This is a genomic window from Alkalihalophilus pseudofirmus (assembly GCF_029094545.1).
Lineage (GTDB): Bacteria > Bacillota > Bacilli > Bacillales > Bacillaceae_D > Alkalihalophilus > Alkalihalophilus pseudofirmus.
In genome coordinates, this window is the sequence record NZ_CP117835.1 from 2864631 (window position 1) to 2880069 (window position 15439).

Consider the following 15439-nt stretch of genomic DNA (forward strand, 5'->3'; position numbering starts at 1 on the left):
CGAGAATTTTTACTCGCCAACAATCAAGAGATCTTTCGTAGATTTAGTAAATGACTTGTTTCCATCTTCTGTAATTAACGTGTCATCTTCTATTCTTGTCCCGCCGACACCCGCTACATAAATTCCAGGTTCAACTGTCACAATCATACCTGGTTCTAGAACGGTTTCCGATTTTACAGACAGCGAAGGTCCTTCATGAACTTCTAACCCTAAACCGTGACCGGTAGAGTGGCCAAAATATTCACCATACCCTTTTTCAGTGATGTAGTCTCGTGTCAGTGCATCGGCTTGTTTTCCCGTTATACCAGGCTTAATCCCTTCCATCCCGCGTAACTGGGCCTCCAAAACGGTATGATAGATCGCCTTTAGCTCATCACTGACTTCACCTACAGCTACCGTTCTTGTGATATCTGAGCAGTACCCTTTGTAGTAAGCCCCAAAATCAAGCGTCACTAGTTCGCCTTTTTCAATCATCTTCTCACTCGCTACACCATGCGGAAGTGCAGAGCGGAAACCTGAAGCGACGATAATATCAAATGATGAACTAGCAGCTCCTTGTTTCCTCATAAAAAATTCAAGCTCATTCGATACGTCTAACTCACTGATCCCCGGTCTAATAAAACCAGTAATGTGGCTGAATGCTGCATCGGCAATTTCTGCTGCATCATTAATTAACTTAATTTCATCTGAATCTTTAAACATCCGCAGTTTCTCAATCAAACCAGACACCGGAACAAGTTTAGCTGATTCAATAAACTTCGTGTACAATTGGTGTGCTTCATATGTAAGATGGGATTGCTCAAACCCTAATGTTTTAATAGATAATGCCTCTACTTGCTTTGCTACCTCTTCAAAAATAGGTCCAGTGTGCTGAACGATCTCATATCCGGCAGCCTGCTCCCTAGCTTGCTCCATATACCTGAAGTCAGTAATAAACAAAGCCTTGTCTAATGTAATTAAAGCAACACCTGAGGAGCCGGTAAACGTTGTCATATATTGACGGTTATGACCACTTGTTACTAATAATCCCTCTACATCAGCTGACCTAAGTTGTTCTCTTAACGCTTCAATTCGTTGTTTCATGATTAATCCTCTCCTTTTACGAGCGCAGTTAATGCCATAACATAGCCATACAAACCTAGTCCTACAATCTGCCCTTTTGTTACAGGAGCTATAACAGAGTGGTGTCTAAATTCCTCACGTGTATGGACGTTTGAGATATGTACTTCTATGACTGGCAAATCAACACTAGCGATCGCATCACGAATAGCATAGCTATAGTGGGTAAAGGCTCCTGGATTAATAATAATCCCACTATATTGATCAGCGGCTTCGTGGATAGCATCAATCAATCGGCCTTCATGATTTGATTGAACACAGGTGATTCCTACACCTAACTCTCTGGCTGCCTCTAGCAGCTTCACCTCTAGATCTTCTAGTGTTTTGTGCCCGTATACTGCTGGTTCTCTTTTTCCTAACCGATTTAAGTTAGGACCGTTAATCACCATAAATTGTTTCATCGTTACCCCCCGCTTCAATGATACGATCTGACCGCGTTCTACTTATTTCATCATAAGTGTAACATTTAGCGATATCATATAGGAAGAAGTTAGCAACGTTTGTTACAAAATATTTAGTCTTTTTCACCATTTTCTTCGTTTTGATTGTTTGATAATTCATGATGTTGTTCAGCATATTCATAGGAAACCGAATATCCGATAAACACTCCATATAGAATATATAAACAAAGAGAGGTGACTATTGTGTTTGAGTCTAAACTTTGTACCGTTTTTAAGCCTGGGAAAAAAGGGTTAAAAACATAAAATACAAGGCCCCATAAAATAGCTCCAAATCCTACACCAGCCCACACGCTAAGGACCTTTTGCAAAATAACTTTATATAAAAAAGCAACCCCTATCGAAATTACAGCTATAACAACTACTCCAGTCCATTGTCCAATATAGGTATTTTTCCAGTCACCAAGAGCCCATGGCATTAAAACTAGAGCAGGTCCTACTCTTATAAAATTAAAATAAAAGGCAAAGTACCCTACTAATGACCAAATAAGCCCCCCGAAAAAGCCAATTATTACAACCTTAACTGGAAAAGACATTTGCTGTTCTTTTTCATTTTGTTCTAACTGTTCGTTCTGTTCCAACTTAACCACCTCCACTCCTAGTATGTCCAGCCTTTTAAATGGTTCATGCAAAAATGTTAGAATAAGTCCATTCATGATTTCATCTATATTCTTTTTTGTAATTCCATAAAAACCTGTTAAATCATTGAATGGGTTGGGCTGCTTTTGTGTAGAATGTAGAGGGATATGAATAAGAAGGATTTGAATTAGATAGAGGATTTAAAAGAATTGGTGTAGAATAACAATTATAATGAATGCTTGGTCTTAATTGTTTGAGCTTAATTGTTTGATTTCACTTTAATTAGGGAAAAGAATAGAAATACAGTCAACTCTACATGATCATTGACACAGTAAATAATACATTCTTTAAAGTATAAGGCACACAACTTATTCTCTTAGAGCAAACAATATATACTTATCACGGAGGTGAGCTCGTATGCAGCGTACTATGCAAATGGTTGTTTTAGCAGTCGTTGCCTTAGCTGTTATCGGACTTGGCTATCAAATGATTTATAATCCAATAGGGTTATTGACGCGAGTACTATTTATCGCAGGTTTTGTGGCGGTCATATTTTTCTTGTATCGTCTCTATCTTGCCAAGCGATTCGGCACCCCCATTATGCCAAAGCGACAAGGACCTAGCCGCTCACAACTTAAAAAAGCAAAACGTACGAGTACAGTCACAAAAGCCACACCTTCAAGAGGTCCAAATTTCTTCAAAGCGACAAATGGAACATCGGCTGTCAAAAAGAAAGCTCCTTATCCAAAATCCGCTATAAAAAAACGTGCAGACCATAATTTCACAGTCATTGAGGGTAAAAAGAATAAAAAGAAGAACCGCGCTTTATTTTAAAAGCACGGTTCTTTTTAGTAGCGCCACCCTTTTAAGAACATCTCCGTCTGTCCTTTTCCTAGGGCTACAAGTTTATCTTTTTCTTGGTCCGACATTTCAAAATCAGTCGCACTCACATCAACCACAGGTATAAATACAATATTTTTTGCATGATCTGCAGCAATATATTTTGAGTCATGTGCTTTTGTCATTGTGTTAAAGAGGGCTCTATATAGAGAGATGGCATTCTTAATATCATTGGGCGGCATTTGCTCAGTTGAAGGTGATAATTGAAATCCGATGACAGGCCGCTTCCATTTCTTAGTTCTACCGTCCATGAACAGCCACATAGGAAAATTACTTAAGATGCCCCCATCTACTACATACGACCTTGCCCCATTTTTAGTCCGGTCGTAGATTTTAACCGGTTCAAAGAAAAAAGGTATACTGCAGCTCATTCTAACCGCCCGGGCTACGGAAAATTTTTCAGGAAGCTGCCCGTAGAGAGGCAGGTCATCTGGCAGGACCATCAGTCTGTTTTGTGAGAGATCTGATGCGATAATTCTCAGAGAATCTTTTGGAAGGTCTGCAAAGGTTCGAATGCCTTTTTTCTTCAACACACAGCTAAGCCATTCCTCAAGAGCATCCCCTTTATAGATCCCTAACTTAAAATAAAGGTGCACCCATTTTGCTGCTTGAAAGGGCAGCCATGACATCCTCTCATCCTTAAAAGCCTCAATATCTAATTCATTTAATAACGATAATAATTCCTTACTCGTGTAGCCTGCTTTAATCAAGGCTGCTACAATAGACCCTGCGCTTGTTCCAGCAATGCGGGTAAATTCGTATCCTCGCTCCTCCATCACTTCTAGCGCCCCAACAAATGCATAAGCTTTAACACCGCCGCCTGCAAACACGCCATCTACTTTCATTCACATCCCCCCACTACGTTACCATATGTAGAGATGGGCTTGGATGTTTCCTAAAAAGTTTAATTCTAGTTAGAAAACAAAATAACCATAGAGGCTCTATGGTTATCGTTCTTTTTCACTAATCATATTCGCTAGTCTTCTTCATTCTTTTTTTGGACTTGTTTTAATTCTTCAATCCGTTTTTTATCTTCTTGGAAGAATTGCACTAAATCCCCAATACGATCAATCGCATCCCAGCTGAGATGATGTTCAATTCCTTCAACATCTTGATAAATATGTTGTTCTTCCACACCGATTAACCTCATGAAGTCTTCGAGCAGTTCGTGGCGATAGACAAGCCGCTTTCCTACTTTTTTTCCTTTAGCAGTTAAAACCAATCCTCTGTACCTTTCATAAATAAGATACTCGCTTTTATCAAGTTTTTGAACCATTTTAGTCACAGAAGAAGGGTGTACCTCAAGTGCCTCAGCAATATCTGAAACGCGAGCGTACCCTTTGTCTTCAATTAAGATATAAATTCGTTCTAAATAATCTTCCATACTAGGTGTCGGCATAGGGTCCCCTCCATTTATTCAACAAACACGCAAGAGACGCGTTTGCCCACCATTAATCGATCCATGCAGTCATCATTTCTATATTACTACAGAAGGGGAACCAGAGACAATGTTATTTCCTATTTATGTGTGGATGTTCATCACGTAAAATACTCGATTTTTGCTTCCGGGAAGAAGCGTTCGATATAGGATTGAATCGTCTCTCTCAAGGTAGTAGCTTCATCATCCTTATATACGTATTTACCTCTTCCGTATTTACCCCACTTATATTTTCGTTCTTCTTCATTCATTTCTAATTTCGATTTAGGGTAACGTTTTTGAATAACTCTTTTGGCTGTCTTCGTAAAACGGTGCTGAATCATTTCAAACGTTAGATCCTTTTTAGCATAGTGCGGCAAGGTCGCTTCAAGACGTTCAAATAAATCAAGGTATCCCGCCTCCCAATCCTCATGCAAAATTAAAGGGGCTACAATAAAACCTAACGGATAATCAGCCTTAGCCACCTTGCCTGCTGCCTCAATACGCTCAAGAAAGGAGGAAGTTCCTGGTTCAAAGCTCTTTATGACATGGTCTGAATTGACACTAAAACGAAACCTCGTATTTCCATTATGTTTTGCATCAAGTAAATGATCGACATGATTGTACTTCGTTACAAATCGAAGGCGGCCATTTTCTGTCTTGCCAATATGTTCAATCGTTTTCTTAAGTGAATGAGTGAGATGATCAATTCCAACAATATCTGATGTACAGGCCGCCTCAAAACGGGTAATTTCATCTCCTCTTTCTTTTATATACTTATCCGCACTTTCAAAAATCTCATCTAAATTAACATACGTTCTAATGTATGGCTTATCACCAAGAGTGGTTTGCAGGTAACAGTAATGACAATGCCCCATACACCCTGTGGCAAGAGGAATAGCATATTCTGCAGAAGGTTTTGAAGTATCAAACTTCAGCGTTTTTCTAACACCTACAACCAATGTTGATTTAGCATTTCGATATTTTTGCAGGTCATTGTCTCCTGGAATGTTGCGTACTTGGTTATGTGAAGTCGTTTCTCTAATTTCAACATCCATTTTCTCAAACTTTTCTTTTAATGCTTTGCCGAGGGGATATTCAAGAGCTCCCGGCTCAAAATAGACGAGCTGTGGTGAGAATGGTTTCATGTTCTCTCCTCCTTTTCTTTTAGAATGTGCAAAAAAACAGCATTCATCATGCCAGTATTTAGAACAAAAAAAAGAAGATGAGCCTTGTTAGCTCATCTTCATCTTCATTATAATCCACATTTCAACTGTGCACCGCAGCTTGTACATGTATTACAGCCGCCAATATCTTCAACTGTACCCTCTCGGCAAACGGGACACGTATTCCCTACTTCTGAACCAAACGTCACATTTGTTGATCGAACTTCTGTAATTGTATTAACGAGAACGACCTTTTTCTTTTCACCCTCAGCTTCCTCAGTTGTTTGTTCGAAAAGTTCTTTTTGTTCGAAATTATTTTCTTCGGCTTTGAGTGAAAGCACTTGAGCATCCCGGCTGCCATCGACATAAACGGTTCCGCCTTTAGCACCGCCGCGATATAGGCGCTCATAAACCGCTTGAACCTGCTCAACTGTGTAGCCTTTAGGAGCATTAACGGTTTTAGATAATGAACTATCAACCCAACGCTGGATAATACACTGAACATCTGCATGAGCTTCTGGTGATAATTCCATTGTAGAAATGAACCACTCTGGTAATTCGTCCGCAGAAGCCTCTGGGTGGCTGTTTAAGTACTCTTCCACAATTCCTGCTTTCACTTCGATAAATTTACCAAGGCGTCCGCTTCGGAAATAAGAGAATGAGAAGTATGGCTCAAGACCTGTAGATACCCCCACCATCGTTCCTGTGCTGCCTGTTGGGGCAACCGTTAGTAAATGAGAATTGCGAATTCCATACGCCAGCACGCCTTCACGGATATCCTCAGGCATTTTTTTCATGTAGCCTGTATTAATGAATGCTTCTCGTAATGCTTTCGTCTCTTCTTCATTTTGACCAATTAAGTATGGGAAACTGCCTTTCTCTTTTGCTAACTCAATGCTTGTGCGATAAGCCGTCGTTGCAATCGTTTCGAATACTTGATCAACTAATTGATTGCCTTTCTCTGATCCATAGACCGTCTCAGCGTAGATAAGCAGATCATGTAAACCCATTACTCCAAGTCCGACACGACGCTCTCCTTTTGCTTGCTTCGTATTATCCTCTAAGAAATACGGTGTAGCATCAATGACATTATCTTGCATACGTACGCCGACTTCAACCGTCCGTTTTAATTTATCAAAGTTAACTGTTTTTGTTTCCTTATCAGCCATCTCTGCTAAGTTTATTGCAGCGAGATTACAAACAGAATACGGAGCAAGCGGCTGCTCTCCACAAGGGTTAGTCGCGACTACTTTTTGTCCGTATGCCTTAGCGTTCGTCATGTCATTAGCATTGTCGATGAAGAAAATACCTGGTTCTGCACTATACGTGGCGCAAATATTAATCAGGTTCCATAGTTCTTTAGCTCGAATTAGGCGATAGGTTCGAACACCGTATCCCATCTCGCGCCATTCACGCACATCTCCGATTTCATGCCATGTTTCATTGTAAGACTCCATTTCCTCCGCCGTATAATTTTCTACATCAGGGAAGCGAAGTGCGTACTCCTCATCGTTTTCAACAGCCTCCATAAACTCTTTCGTTAACGTAATGGAGATATTAGCGCCTGTTAAAAACTCTGGGTTGTTGACCTTGTATGTTCCGCCTGTCATTAATTTATCTTCCGCTTCTTGAATGACTTTTGTATCAAAGCCTCCCTGCCCTTCAACATTCCTGAAGTTCACGATCCCTTGATACATTGCTTCTTCAACTGGAGAAAGCGGGGTGAAACTTAGTTTTTCTTTTACTAGGCGACGAATTTGTTCATCATTTGTCTGTTCTAATAAGAAACGCAAAATACGCGGATTCTGCATTTTAGATATGATGAATTCTAAAATATCAGGATGCCAATCAGCCAACATAATCATCTGCGCTCCGCGTCTTGACCCTCCCTGCTCAACTAAATGAGTAAGCTTGGCGATATCATCAAGCCATGAAACTGAACCAGAAGATTTCCCATTCACGCCCCTTGCAAGCGTATTGCGCGGTCTTAGAGTTGATCCATTTGTTCCGACTCCGCCGCCTCGGCTCATGATCTCCATCACTTGTTTACGATGCTCAGAAATCCCTTCACGTGAATCTTTAACAAAAGGCATTACATAACAATTGAAATATGTAACGTCTGTTTTAGCACCTGCTCCGTAAAGAACTCGCCCTGCAGGAATGAAGTTCATATTGACTAACTCGCTGTAAAACTGTTCAAAAGACTCTTGGCGACGCGCTGCATCTTCTTCGACTGATGCCAAACCGGTTGCATTACGCTTAGCAATTTGCTCATAGAACAACTCTAACGGCTTTTCAATTGTATCTAGTGAACGTGTTACGAGGCCGCTTTCTGCCTCTTCCCCTTCTAATACCCCGCGGAACTCTTCATCTACAAGAACTTTCGCTTTGTTATCTTCGCGGTTTAATTCAACCACAAAACCAAATCCTCTTGCTGGGAACTTAGGGTCTGCTTTAACAGTTAATACAACAAAATCTCCTACAGCTAATGTTTTCTTCTCCGTATCCTTAAACGTATAACGGTCAAGCATAACAAGTCTAGACACACCCTTTTTCGTTATGTGCATGTCTTCCGTTATTGGATGAACTTGTGAAAATTGTGCAATGTCTTTATTTAATTTCTCCACATTGACACGCATCACGTTCGCCATCGTCATCGCCATTCACGTCTCCTCCTTTAATTAAACCACTAAAACATTTATTAAAAACTAAATTGAAATAAACTCAATCAAAATAAACTCAACAATAATGGAATTGCCAGGTGCATGTCCTTGTCTAAGTTTTTATTCTTGGGTAAGTCTACCACAGTTCTATACCCTGATTCAATATATAGTATTCCTTTTTCGGAAATAAACACTATATATTGTGTTAAATTAAATTTTATCCTAATTTGTCAAACTTGAAACAGCTAAAAAAGACAAGCATATATGAGTTTAACAGATATTTAATTTGATTTTCCCGTTAATTTGAACCAATTTCTCTCTTGCCAAAGATAGGACAAAAGTCAAACCCTTATCTGCTCTCAATTCGACAAAGCGAGAGAAAATGATTGACAAAATTTTTTTTGGATGTTCAGATAATGAGGATAACTATCTGAAAATCTGAATTACTAGAGCTGGAGGTTTTACTTATGAAATATGTTCTCATTGACCAAGATATTGTACCTAAAGAAAAAGCCGGCATAGACTTTGATGATCGCGGCTATCATTTTGGTGACGGAATTTATGAAGTTATTCGTATATATAACGGCAAACCATTTACGATAAATCAACATCTAGATCGTCTTTATGAGAGCGCAAAAAAACTTGATATCCCTCTCTCAACAACGAGAGAGACGTTTACTGAGCTTATAAATGAATTGATTATAAAAAATACCATTGAAACAGGAATTGTCTATATTCAATTAACACGCGGCTTACAGCCAAGGAACCATTTATACCAACGTGAAATCTCACCCGTTCTAACTGGTTTTGCTGAAAACCTAGAGCGTAAAGAAGAGCTATTAACTAACGGAGTCGACTTATGGCTCACAAAAGATATCCGTTGGCTGCGCTGTGACATTAAAACGATAAACTTACTTGGTAACATAATGGCAAAGCGAGAAGCAGCTGATCACAATTGCCATGAAGCCATCATGCACAGAGATGGTACAGTGACTGAGGGCTCGTCATCAAACCTGTTCCTAATAAAAGATTCCACCCTCTATACTCATCCTGCCACAAACTTAATTTTAAACGGCATCACTAGACAAGTTGTAATCAAGCTTGCTAAAGAAGCTGGGCTGCATGTAGTAGAAGAAGCCTTCCCAGTCGATGTACTAGCGATTGCAGATGAAGCTTTTATAACTAGCACAACGATGGAAGTAACCCCTGTTCGGTCGATTACAGGTGATGTCTCAGCAACGCTTGAGATTGGTCCTATCACAAGACAGCTGCAAGAAGCCTTCAAGCAGCTGCTGCCATAACAAAATAAATAGAAAAGGCCCTGGCAGATTCCAGGCCTTTTCTATTATTTACGGTAGTTCCAGCTATCTTGTTCATACCTTTCCCGAGCAATTTTCCATACTTCTGCTTCCTCATCCATAGTTAATGAATAAGGTTCAAGAGTAATGCCTAACCCTTTTTCAAAACCATAATGAAAGGCCTCTTTTGCCTCCTCCATTGTAAGAGGGGTTTTGCGAAGAGCATTTATTGCCACTGCTTTATTTTTAAAGTTTTTCTGCATTCTTTCACGTACACGTTCACTTGGATAATTAAACAGGTCAAATAGCTTATCCTCATCAATATCTAAGATAATTGAGCCGTGCTGCAAAATAACTCCTTTTTGCCTCGTTTGAGCACTCCCTGCCACTTTTCTGCCTTCTACAACCAGTTCATACCAAGAAGGCGCATCAAAACAAACAGCTGAGCGAGGGTTTTTCAACGCATTTTTTTCTTCATCTGTACGAGGTACCGCAAAATAAGCATCAAGTCCTACTTTTTTAAACCCTTCTAGAATACCTTCTGAGATCACACGATACGCCTCAGTAACAGTCGCTGGCATTTCAGGATGGTCTTCTGAAACAATCACACTATATGTAAGTTCTTGATCATGCAGAACTCCACGTCCTCCGGTAGGCCTTCTGACAAATCCTAACCCATAATCCTTAACTGCCTGCATATTAACTTCTTTTTCTACTTTTTGAAAGTAACCAATGGAGAGAGTTGCAGGGTTCCACCCGTAAAATCTGATGGTCGGTGGTATCTTCCCTTTACTATGCCAGTCTAGCAACGCTTCATCTAAAGCCATATTATAAGCAGGTGAACAATTACCCGAATCAATAAAACGCCATGTTTCATTCATATTCATCGCTTCTTTCTGTATGCTATCATCTAAAGTTCCAACCTAGTGTAACAAAATCACTAAAGAGAGCCAAGTAGGTTGCTTTGATATTCTGTGACTAATTAACATCGATTCACATATAGCAATTGCTAATTCCTGTCTAGATAGATATAATTTAATGAGAAATGATGTATTTGTAGAAGGAGTGTACGTAGATTTATGATGATTTACTTATGGCTGATTCTTTTAGCACTAGTGGTGTATGCAGTATTTAAACGTTTCTATACGCCTAAATACTTAACTACATTAACACAGGAAGATTTCATTAAAGGGTATCGAAAGGCGCAATTAATCGATGTACGTGAACCACGTGAATATGAGGGCGGGCATATTCTAGGCTCAAGAAACATTCCTATGTCCCAGTTACGTCAGCGCGCCAATGAAGTCCGTACCGACCAGCCTGTATATCTTTATTGCCAATCAGGAGCTAGAAGCAGACAAGCTGCTCAATTCCTTAAAAAGAAACGCGGTGTGGAAGATCTCTATCACCTTCAAGGCGGCTTCAAAAAATGGACAGGCAAAATCAAGAAAAAATAAGCATAAAGAAAGAGGCTGATATATCAGCCTCTTTTATTTATGCTTTTTGATACCTAAGGATTGGCTTTCTCGCAGCAGTCGTCTCATCTAAGCGGCTGATAACCGTATGATGAGGAGCTTCTTGGACTACTTCTGGACTTTCTTCTGCTTCTCTTGCTATTTGAATCATCGCATCCACAAATTCATCAAGCGTTTCTTTTGACTCTGTTTCAGTCGGCTCAAACATCATGCACTCCTCTACATTGAGCGGGAAGTAGATGGTCGGAGGATGATAGCCAAAGTCTAGAAGGCGTTTGGCCATATCGAGCGTTCTTACACCGAGCTTCTTTTGTCTGCGTCCTGATATAACAAATTCATGTTTACAATGCTGTGTATACGGCAGATCGAAATGCGGCTCTAGTCTGCGCATCATGTAATTAGCATTTAACACGGCATATTCAGAGACCTTTCTCAACCCTTCTGGTCCCATTGTACGGATATACGTATACGCCCGTACATTGATCCCGTAATTTCCATAATACGGCTTCACTCGTCCAATCGACTTCGGACGATCATATTCAAAGCGGTACGTATCCTGTTCTTTCACTAAAACAGGTTTAGGTAGAAATGGAATCAATTCTTTTTTCACTCCGACAGGACCAGATCCAGGGCCGCCGCCTCCGTGAGGACCAGTAAACGTCTTATGCAGGTTTAAATGGACCACATCAAAGCCCATATCACCCGGCCTTGCTATTCCTAGAATCGCATTTGAATTGGCTCCGTCGTAATAAAGTTTACCGCCGGCGTCATGAATAATGGCAGCCATTTCTTCGATATAGGTTTCAAAAAGACCTAATGTGTTAGGGTTTGTCAGCATTAATGCCGCCGTATCAGGTCCTACCACTTCTCTTAAGTGATCAAGATCTACGAGTCCCTCTCCATTGGTTCGAACCGTAATCGACTCAAAACCTGCTACAGTCGCTGAAGCCGGGTTTGTCCCATGCGCTGAGTCGGGCACAATAACTTTTGTACGCTCGGTGTCGCCATTCGCTTCATGAAAGGCACGGATCATCATTAATCCAGTCCATTCCCCATGAGCCCCAGCAGCTGGCTGAAGCGTCACTTCATCCATCCCTGTAATCTCAGCAAGAGAAGTTTGCAGGTCATATAGTAATTCAAGGGACCCTTGAACCTGATCTTCCGCCTGATATGGGTGAACATAAGCTAGCCCCTCATAACGAGCGACATTTTCATTAATTTTAGGATTGTACTTCATCGTACATGACCCTAATGGGTAAAAACCTGAATCTACACCATGATTACGAGTAGACAGGGCAGTATAATGACGCATAATCTGAAGCTCTGACACCTCTGGCAGTTCAGCTGCCTGCTCTCGAATAAATTCCTCAGGCAATAACGCCTCCAGTGACTCACAAGGAATATCAAGGTCAGGCAAGCTATGCCCGACTCTGCCTTCTTTACTTAATTCAAAAATGAGCGGCTGGTCTTGACTGTTCATACTAACGCCCCCAATTCTTTTGCAAATTGATCGATTTCTTCTTTCGTACGCACTTCAGTTACACATACAAGCATGTGATCTTGATATTCACGATAATAGAACCCTAAATCATAACCCCCAATAAAGCCTTTATCTAATAAACCCTGATTTATTTCTTCTATCGGCTTCCCGAGCTTAATGATAAATTCATTGTACGACGGAGCTCCTTCGAGAACCTCTACACCATTTTCTTTCAATTGCTTTTTCGCGTAGGCAGCCTTCTGCAGATTCTGATAGGCTGCTTCTTTCATTCCAGCCTTTCCAAGCGCAGTCATAGCAACAGAAGCAGCCAGAGCATTAAGTGCCTGATTGGAACAAATATTAGACGTCGCCTTTTCCCGGCGGATATGCTGCTCACGTGCCTGCAATGTCAAGACAAATCCACGCTGTCCATTTTCATCAGTTGTCTGTCCGACAAGACGGCCAGGCACTTTTCTCATTAACTTTTTCGTCGTAGCAAAGTATCCGCAATGAGGTCCCCCGTATTGGGGTGCAATACCAAATGGCTGAGCGTCCCCAACAACAATATCTGCCCCGTATTCACCTGGTGATTTTAGGAGACCTAGCGCCATTGGGTTGCTTGATACGACAAACATTGCTTTATCAGAGTGTGTAATTTCCTCAATCTTATCAAGTGATTCTAAGTTTCCGAAGAAATTTGGGTACTGTACAATCACACACGCAGTATCTTCACTGTATGCTTTTTTCAGTGCATCAAGATCAGTCACACCATCAGCCACATCAACCTCAACTACATTTAATCGCTGCCCGTAAGCATTTGTCTTCAGTACTTCTCTTGCTTCTGGATGGACGGCTTTTGAAACGAGTATTGTTTTCTTTTTTGTTTGACCAGCACTCATCATTGCCGCTTCCGCTAGTGCAGTTGGGCCATCATACATAGATGAGTTAGCGAGGTCCATTCCTGTTAGTTCACTAATCATCGTCTGAAATTCAAAAATAGCCTGCAGTTCTCCTTGGGAAATTTCCGGTTGATAAGGAGTATACGCAGTGTAAAATTCAGAGCGGGATATTACATGATCAACGATTGAAGGAATATAATGCTCATATACTCCAGCACCTAAGAAAGACGTTTTTTGTTTAAGGGAAACATTCTTTGCTGCCAAACCTTGAAAATATTTCACAAGTTGAGGCTCTTTTAATGCTTTAGGGATCGTTAATTCCCCTTTAAATCGTATCGCTTCTGGAATATCTGAAAATAATTCTTCAATGCTGTCGACCCCAATAGTATGAAGCATATCTTTTTGATCTTGTTCGGTCATAGGTAAATAGCGATTCGTCATGTTGCTAGCTCCTCCTCATCCTTATAGACACTTCTTGTGCACACATTCTCTTACTCACTTATGAACGTTTATAAAATGGTGTTTTTACAACAATTGCCTTTAGCGTTTTTTTACGCACTTGAACGTACACTTCTGTCCCTGCTTCCTTATACTCACTGTCTATAACAGCTAGTCCTACATTTTTTTTAAGTGTAGGGGACTGTGTTCCTGTTGTGACAAAGCCAATCTGTTTATCATTTGCTAATACTTCATACCCTGTCCGCGGGATTCCCTTATCAACCATTTCAAGACCAACGAGTTTTCTTTTAAGCCCTTCTTCTTTTTGCTTTTTCAATGCGTCCTTGCCAATAAAGTGTTCTTCCTTGCCTACCTTAACTGCAAATCCTATACCAGCTTCAAGAGGGGAGATCTCACTTGTTAATTCTTGGCCATAAAGAGGCAGCTTCGCTTCAAATCTCAACGTATCACGCGCTCCTAACCCGCATGGCACTAACCCTTTACTGCTTCCTGTCTCAAGCAGCCTGCTCCATAATTCAGCTGCCTGCTCCGCCTGCAAATAAATTTCAAACCCATCCTCGCCCGTATAGCCAGTTCTAGACACTAACGCCTTTATACCAGATAGATCGACATCATGTTGAAAGCGAAAAAAGGGTATGTCACTTAAGTCTTGATCTGTAAGTGTCTGCAAGATCTCTTCTGCAATTGGTCCCTGTATCGCTAATTGAGCAATATCGTCTGAAATATTATTCACTTCAACACCAGCGATTTTATGTTGATTGAGCCAATCCATATCCTTATCAATATTAGAAGCATTAATGACGAGCAAGTAATCGTCTTCCGATTTTCTATAGATAAGGAGATCATCAACAGTCCCCCCATTCGGATAGCACATAGCGGTGTATTGTGCTTGATTATCCACCAGTTTGCTAACATCATTTGTCATCATCTTTTGTAAGTAGGCTAACGCATTTTCTCCTTTAACCTCGACTTCGCCCATATGAGATACGTCAAATAATCCTGCTTTTGTTCTGACTGCTTCATGTTCTTCTTTAATGCTTGAAAATTGAACAGGCAGATCCCATCCGCCGAAATCAATCGTTTTAGCTCCTGCTTTTTGATATTCTTCAAATAAAGGGGTGCGCTTTAACGTTGTCATCATTGTCCTCCTTTGTGTTAAAACAAACACTATTCAGAAATTTGATTATGAAGATAGGCTGGGTAAACAAAAAAAGGACAGGGCTATACACATACGATGTATAACCCTGTCCTTTAACCAGAAAGTTTCGTTCTATTAAGAACTGTCTTCGTAGGTGGCTCAACATTTGAGCACTCTCCAGAGCTGCGTCCTGTAAGAGTCTTCTTTGCCTGAGAGATTCACAAATTTTGCTTGCTCCTTCGGCGCTGCGCAGCTAATACGCAGTCTCTCCCCCTACTTTCATCCGCAAAAGCTTCACTTTTATAGGATCATTTTTCATGTTTTCACTTGAATTGGTACATACTAGAAAAGAAAAACTAATTTATTCTACTATCCATCAATACACTCT

General features: G+C 40.6%; 14 protein-coding genes and 1 riboswitch. Of the genes, 3 read left to right on the forward strand and 11 right to left on the reverse strand.

Annotated features, from left to right (window positions below; all coding sequences use genetic code 11):
• Positions 1–9 precede the first annotated feature (9 nt).
• The 3 genes from PQ478_RS15275 to PQ478_RS15285 all read right to left on the reverse strand — a co-directional run bounded on the left by PQ478_RS15275 (position 10) and on the right by PQ478_RS15285 (position 2158).
• Positions 10–1083 (reverse strand): M24 family metallopeptidase, encoded by a 1074-nt coding sequence (locus PQ478_RS15275; protein WP_289234774.1) that lies wholly within the window; start codon positions 1081–1083, stop codon positions 10–12.
• A gap of 2 nt (positions 1084–1085) precedes the next feature.
• Positions 1086–1520 carry a type II 3-dehydroquinate dehydratase gene (gene aroQ / locus PQ478_RS15280; protein ID WP_289234775.1) on the reverse strand — a complete coding sequence of 145 codons (435 nt, stop codon included), beginning with the start codon at positions 1518–1520 and terminating at the stop codon, positions 1086–1088.
• 113 nt (positions 1521–1633) lie between these two features.
• A complete protein-coding gene (locus PQ478_RS15285; RefSeq protein ID WP_075681025.1) occupies positions 1634–2158 on the reverse strand; it encodes a YqhR family membrane protein in 525 nt (174 codons plus the stop codon).
• A 415-nt stretch (positions 2159–2573) separates the two neighbouring features.
• Between PQ478_RS15285 and PQ478_RS15290 the strand changes: the two genes are divergently transcribed.
• Positions 2574–2990, forward strand: coding sequence for an SA1362 family protein (locus tag PQ478_RS15290; RefSeq protein WP_012959670.1), 417 nt, complete (start codon positions 2574–2576; stop codon positions 2988–2990).
• Positions 2991–3004: 14 nt separating this feature from the next.
• On the opposite strand, the gene PQ478_RS15295 is transcribed toward PQ478_RS15290, so the two are convergent.
• The 4 genes from PQ478_RS15295 to PQ478_RS15310 form a co-directional block, all read right to left on the reverse strand.
• Positions 3005–3901 (reverse strand): patatin-like phospholipase family protein, encoded by an 897-nt coding sequence (locus PQ478_RS15295; RefSeq protein WP_012959671.1) that lies wholly within the window; start codon positions 3899–3901, stop codon positions 3005–3007.
• A 131-nt stretch (positions 3902–4032) separates the two neighbouring features.
• Entirely contained in the window at positions 4033–4455 is a 423-nt protein-coding gene (gene mntR / locus PQ478_RS15300; protein ID WP_075681029.1) for a transcriptional regulator MntR, read from the reverse strand.
• A 140-nt stretch (positions 4456–4595) separates the two neighbouring features.
• The gene (splB, locus tag PQ478_RS15305; protein WP_012959673.1) at positions 4596–5621 is read right to left on the reverse strand and encodes a spore photoproduct lyase; all 1026 of its coding nucleotides are present in this window, start codon (positions 5619–5621) and stop codon (positions 4596–4598) included.
• Between the two features lie 107 nt (positions 5622–5728).
• Positions 5729–8302, reverse strand: a complete 2574-nt coding sequence (locus tag PQ478_RS15310) for a vitamin B12-dependent ribonucleotide reductase (protein ID WP_012959675.1) — start codon at positions 8300–8302, stop codon at positions 5729–5731.
• Between the two features lie 467 nt (positions 8303–8769).
• On the opposite strand from PQ478_RS15310, the gene dat reads away from it, so the two are divergent.
• Positions 8770–9603, forward strand: coding sequence for a D-amino-acid transaminase (dat, locus tag PQ478_RS15315; RefSeq protein ID WP_012959676.1), 834 nt, complete (start codon positions 8770–8772; stop codon positions 9601–9603).
• 44 nt (positions 9604–9647) lie between these two features.
• On the opposite strand, the gene PQ478_RS15320 is transcribed toward dat, so the two are convergent.
• On the reverse strand, positions 9648–10481 hold the full coding sequence (locus tag PQ478_RS15320; protein WP_012959677.1) for a lipoate--protein ligase family protein: 834 nt from the start codon (positions 10479–10481) through the stop codon (positions 9648–9650).
• Positions 10482–10679: 198 nt separating this feature from the next.
• On the opposite strand from PQ478_RS15320, the gene PQ478_RS15325 reads away from it, so the two are divergent.
• Positions 10680–11057, forward strand: coding sequence for a rhodanese-like domain-containing protein (locus tag PQ478_RS15325; protein WP_012959678.1), 378 nt, complete (start codon positions 10680–10682; stop codon positions 11055–11057).
• Positions 11058–11094: 37 nt separating this feature from the next.
• Here the strand turns inward: PQ478_RS15325 and gcvPB are convergent, their stop codons facing one another.
• From gcvPB to gcvT, 3 genes are read right to left on the reverse strand one after another with little or no spacing between them, the layout of a single operon-like run.
• Entirely contained in the window at positions 11095–12555 is a 1461-nt protein-coding gene (gene gcvPB, locus PQ478_RS15330; RefSeq protein ID WP_075681033.1) for an aminomethyl-transferring glycine dehydrogenase subunit GcvPB, read from the reverse strand.
• Positions 12552–13895 carry an aminomethyl-transferring glycine dehydrogenase subunit GcvPA gene (gcvPA, locus tag PQ478_RS15335; RefSeq protein ID WP_289234776.1) on the reverse strand — a complete coding sequence of 448 codons (1344 nt, stop codon included), beginning with the start codon at positions 13893–13895 and terminating at the stop codon, positions 12552–12554. Before gcvPA ends, gcvPB begins: the two co-directional genes overlap by 4 nt.
• Positions 13896–13953: 58 nt before the next feature.
• Positions 13954–15051, reverse strand: coding sequence for a glycine cleavage system aminomethyltransferase GcvT (gcvT, locus tag PQ478_RS15340; RefSeq protein WP_289236992.1), 1098 nt, complete (start codon positions 15049–15051; stop codon positions 13954–13956).
• A gap of 186 nt (positions 15052–15237) precedes the next feature.
• A riboswitch (glycine riboswitch) is annotated at positions 15238–15334 on the reverse strand.
• Between the last annotated feature and the right edge of the window lie 105 nt (positions 15335–15439).

Excerpts from the sequence above, each read along its gene's own strand:
- splB (WP_012959673.1), bottom strand. The coding sequence starts at position 5,621 with ATGAAACCATTCTCACCACAGCTCGTCTATTTTGAGCCGGGAGCTCTT.
- PQ478_RS15290 (WP_012959670.1), top strand. The coding sequence starts at position 2,574 with ATGCAGCGTACTATGCAAATGGTTGTTTTAGCAGTCGTTGCCTTAGCT.
- mntR (WP_075681029.1), bottom strand. The coding sequence starts at position 4,455 with ATGCCGACACCTAGTATGGAAGATTATTTAGAACGAATTTATATCTTA.
- gcvT (WP_289236992.1), bottom strand. The coding sequence starts at position 15,051 with ATGACAACGTTAAAGCGCACCCCTTTATTTGAAGAATATCAAAAAGCA.
- PQ478_RS15310 (WP_012959675.1), bottom strand. The coding sequence starts at position 8,302 with ATGGCGATGACGATGGCGAACGTGATGCGTGTCAATGTGGAGAAATTA.
- dat (WP_012959676.1), top strand. The coding sequence starts at position 8,770 with ATGAAATATGTTCTCATTGACCAAGATATTGTACCTAAAGAAAAAGCC.
- gcvPA (WP_289234776.1), bottom strand. The coding sequence starts at position 13,895 with ATGACGAATCGCTATTTACCTATGACCGAACAAGATCAAAAAGATATG.
- PQ478_RS15275 (WP_289234774.1), bottom strand. The coding sequence starts at position 1,083 with ATGAAACAACGAATTGAAGCGTTAAGAGAACAACTTAGGTCAGCTGAT.
- PQ478_RS15325 (WP_012959678.1), top strand. The coding sequence starts at position 10,680 with ATGATGATTTACTTATGGCTGATTCTTTTAGCACTAGTGGTGTATGCA.
- aroQ (WP_289234775.1), bottom strand. The coding sequence starts at position 1,520 with ATGAAACAATTTATGGTGATTAACGGTCCTAACTTAAATCGGTTAGGA.
- PQ478_RS15320 (WP_012959677.1), bottom strand. The coding sequence starts at position 10,481 with ATGAATGAAACATGGCGTTTTATTGATTCGGGTAATTGTTCACCTGCT.
- gcvPB (WP_075681033.1), bottom strand. The coding sequence starts at position 12,555 with ATGAACAGTCAAGACCAGCCGCTCATTTTTGAATTAAGTAAAGAAGGC.
- PQ478_RS15295 (WP_012959671.1), bottom strand. The coding sequence starts at position 3,901 with ATGAAAGTAGATGGCGTGTTTGCAGGCGGCGGTGTTAAAGCTTATGCA.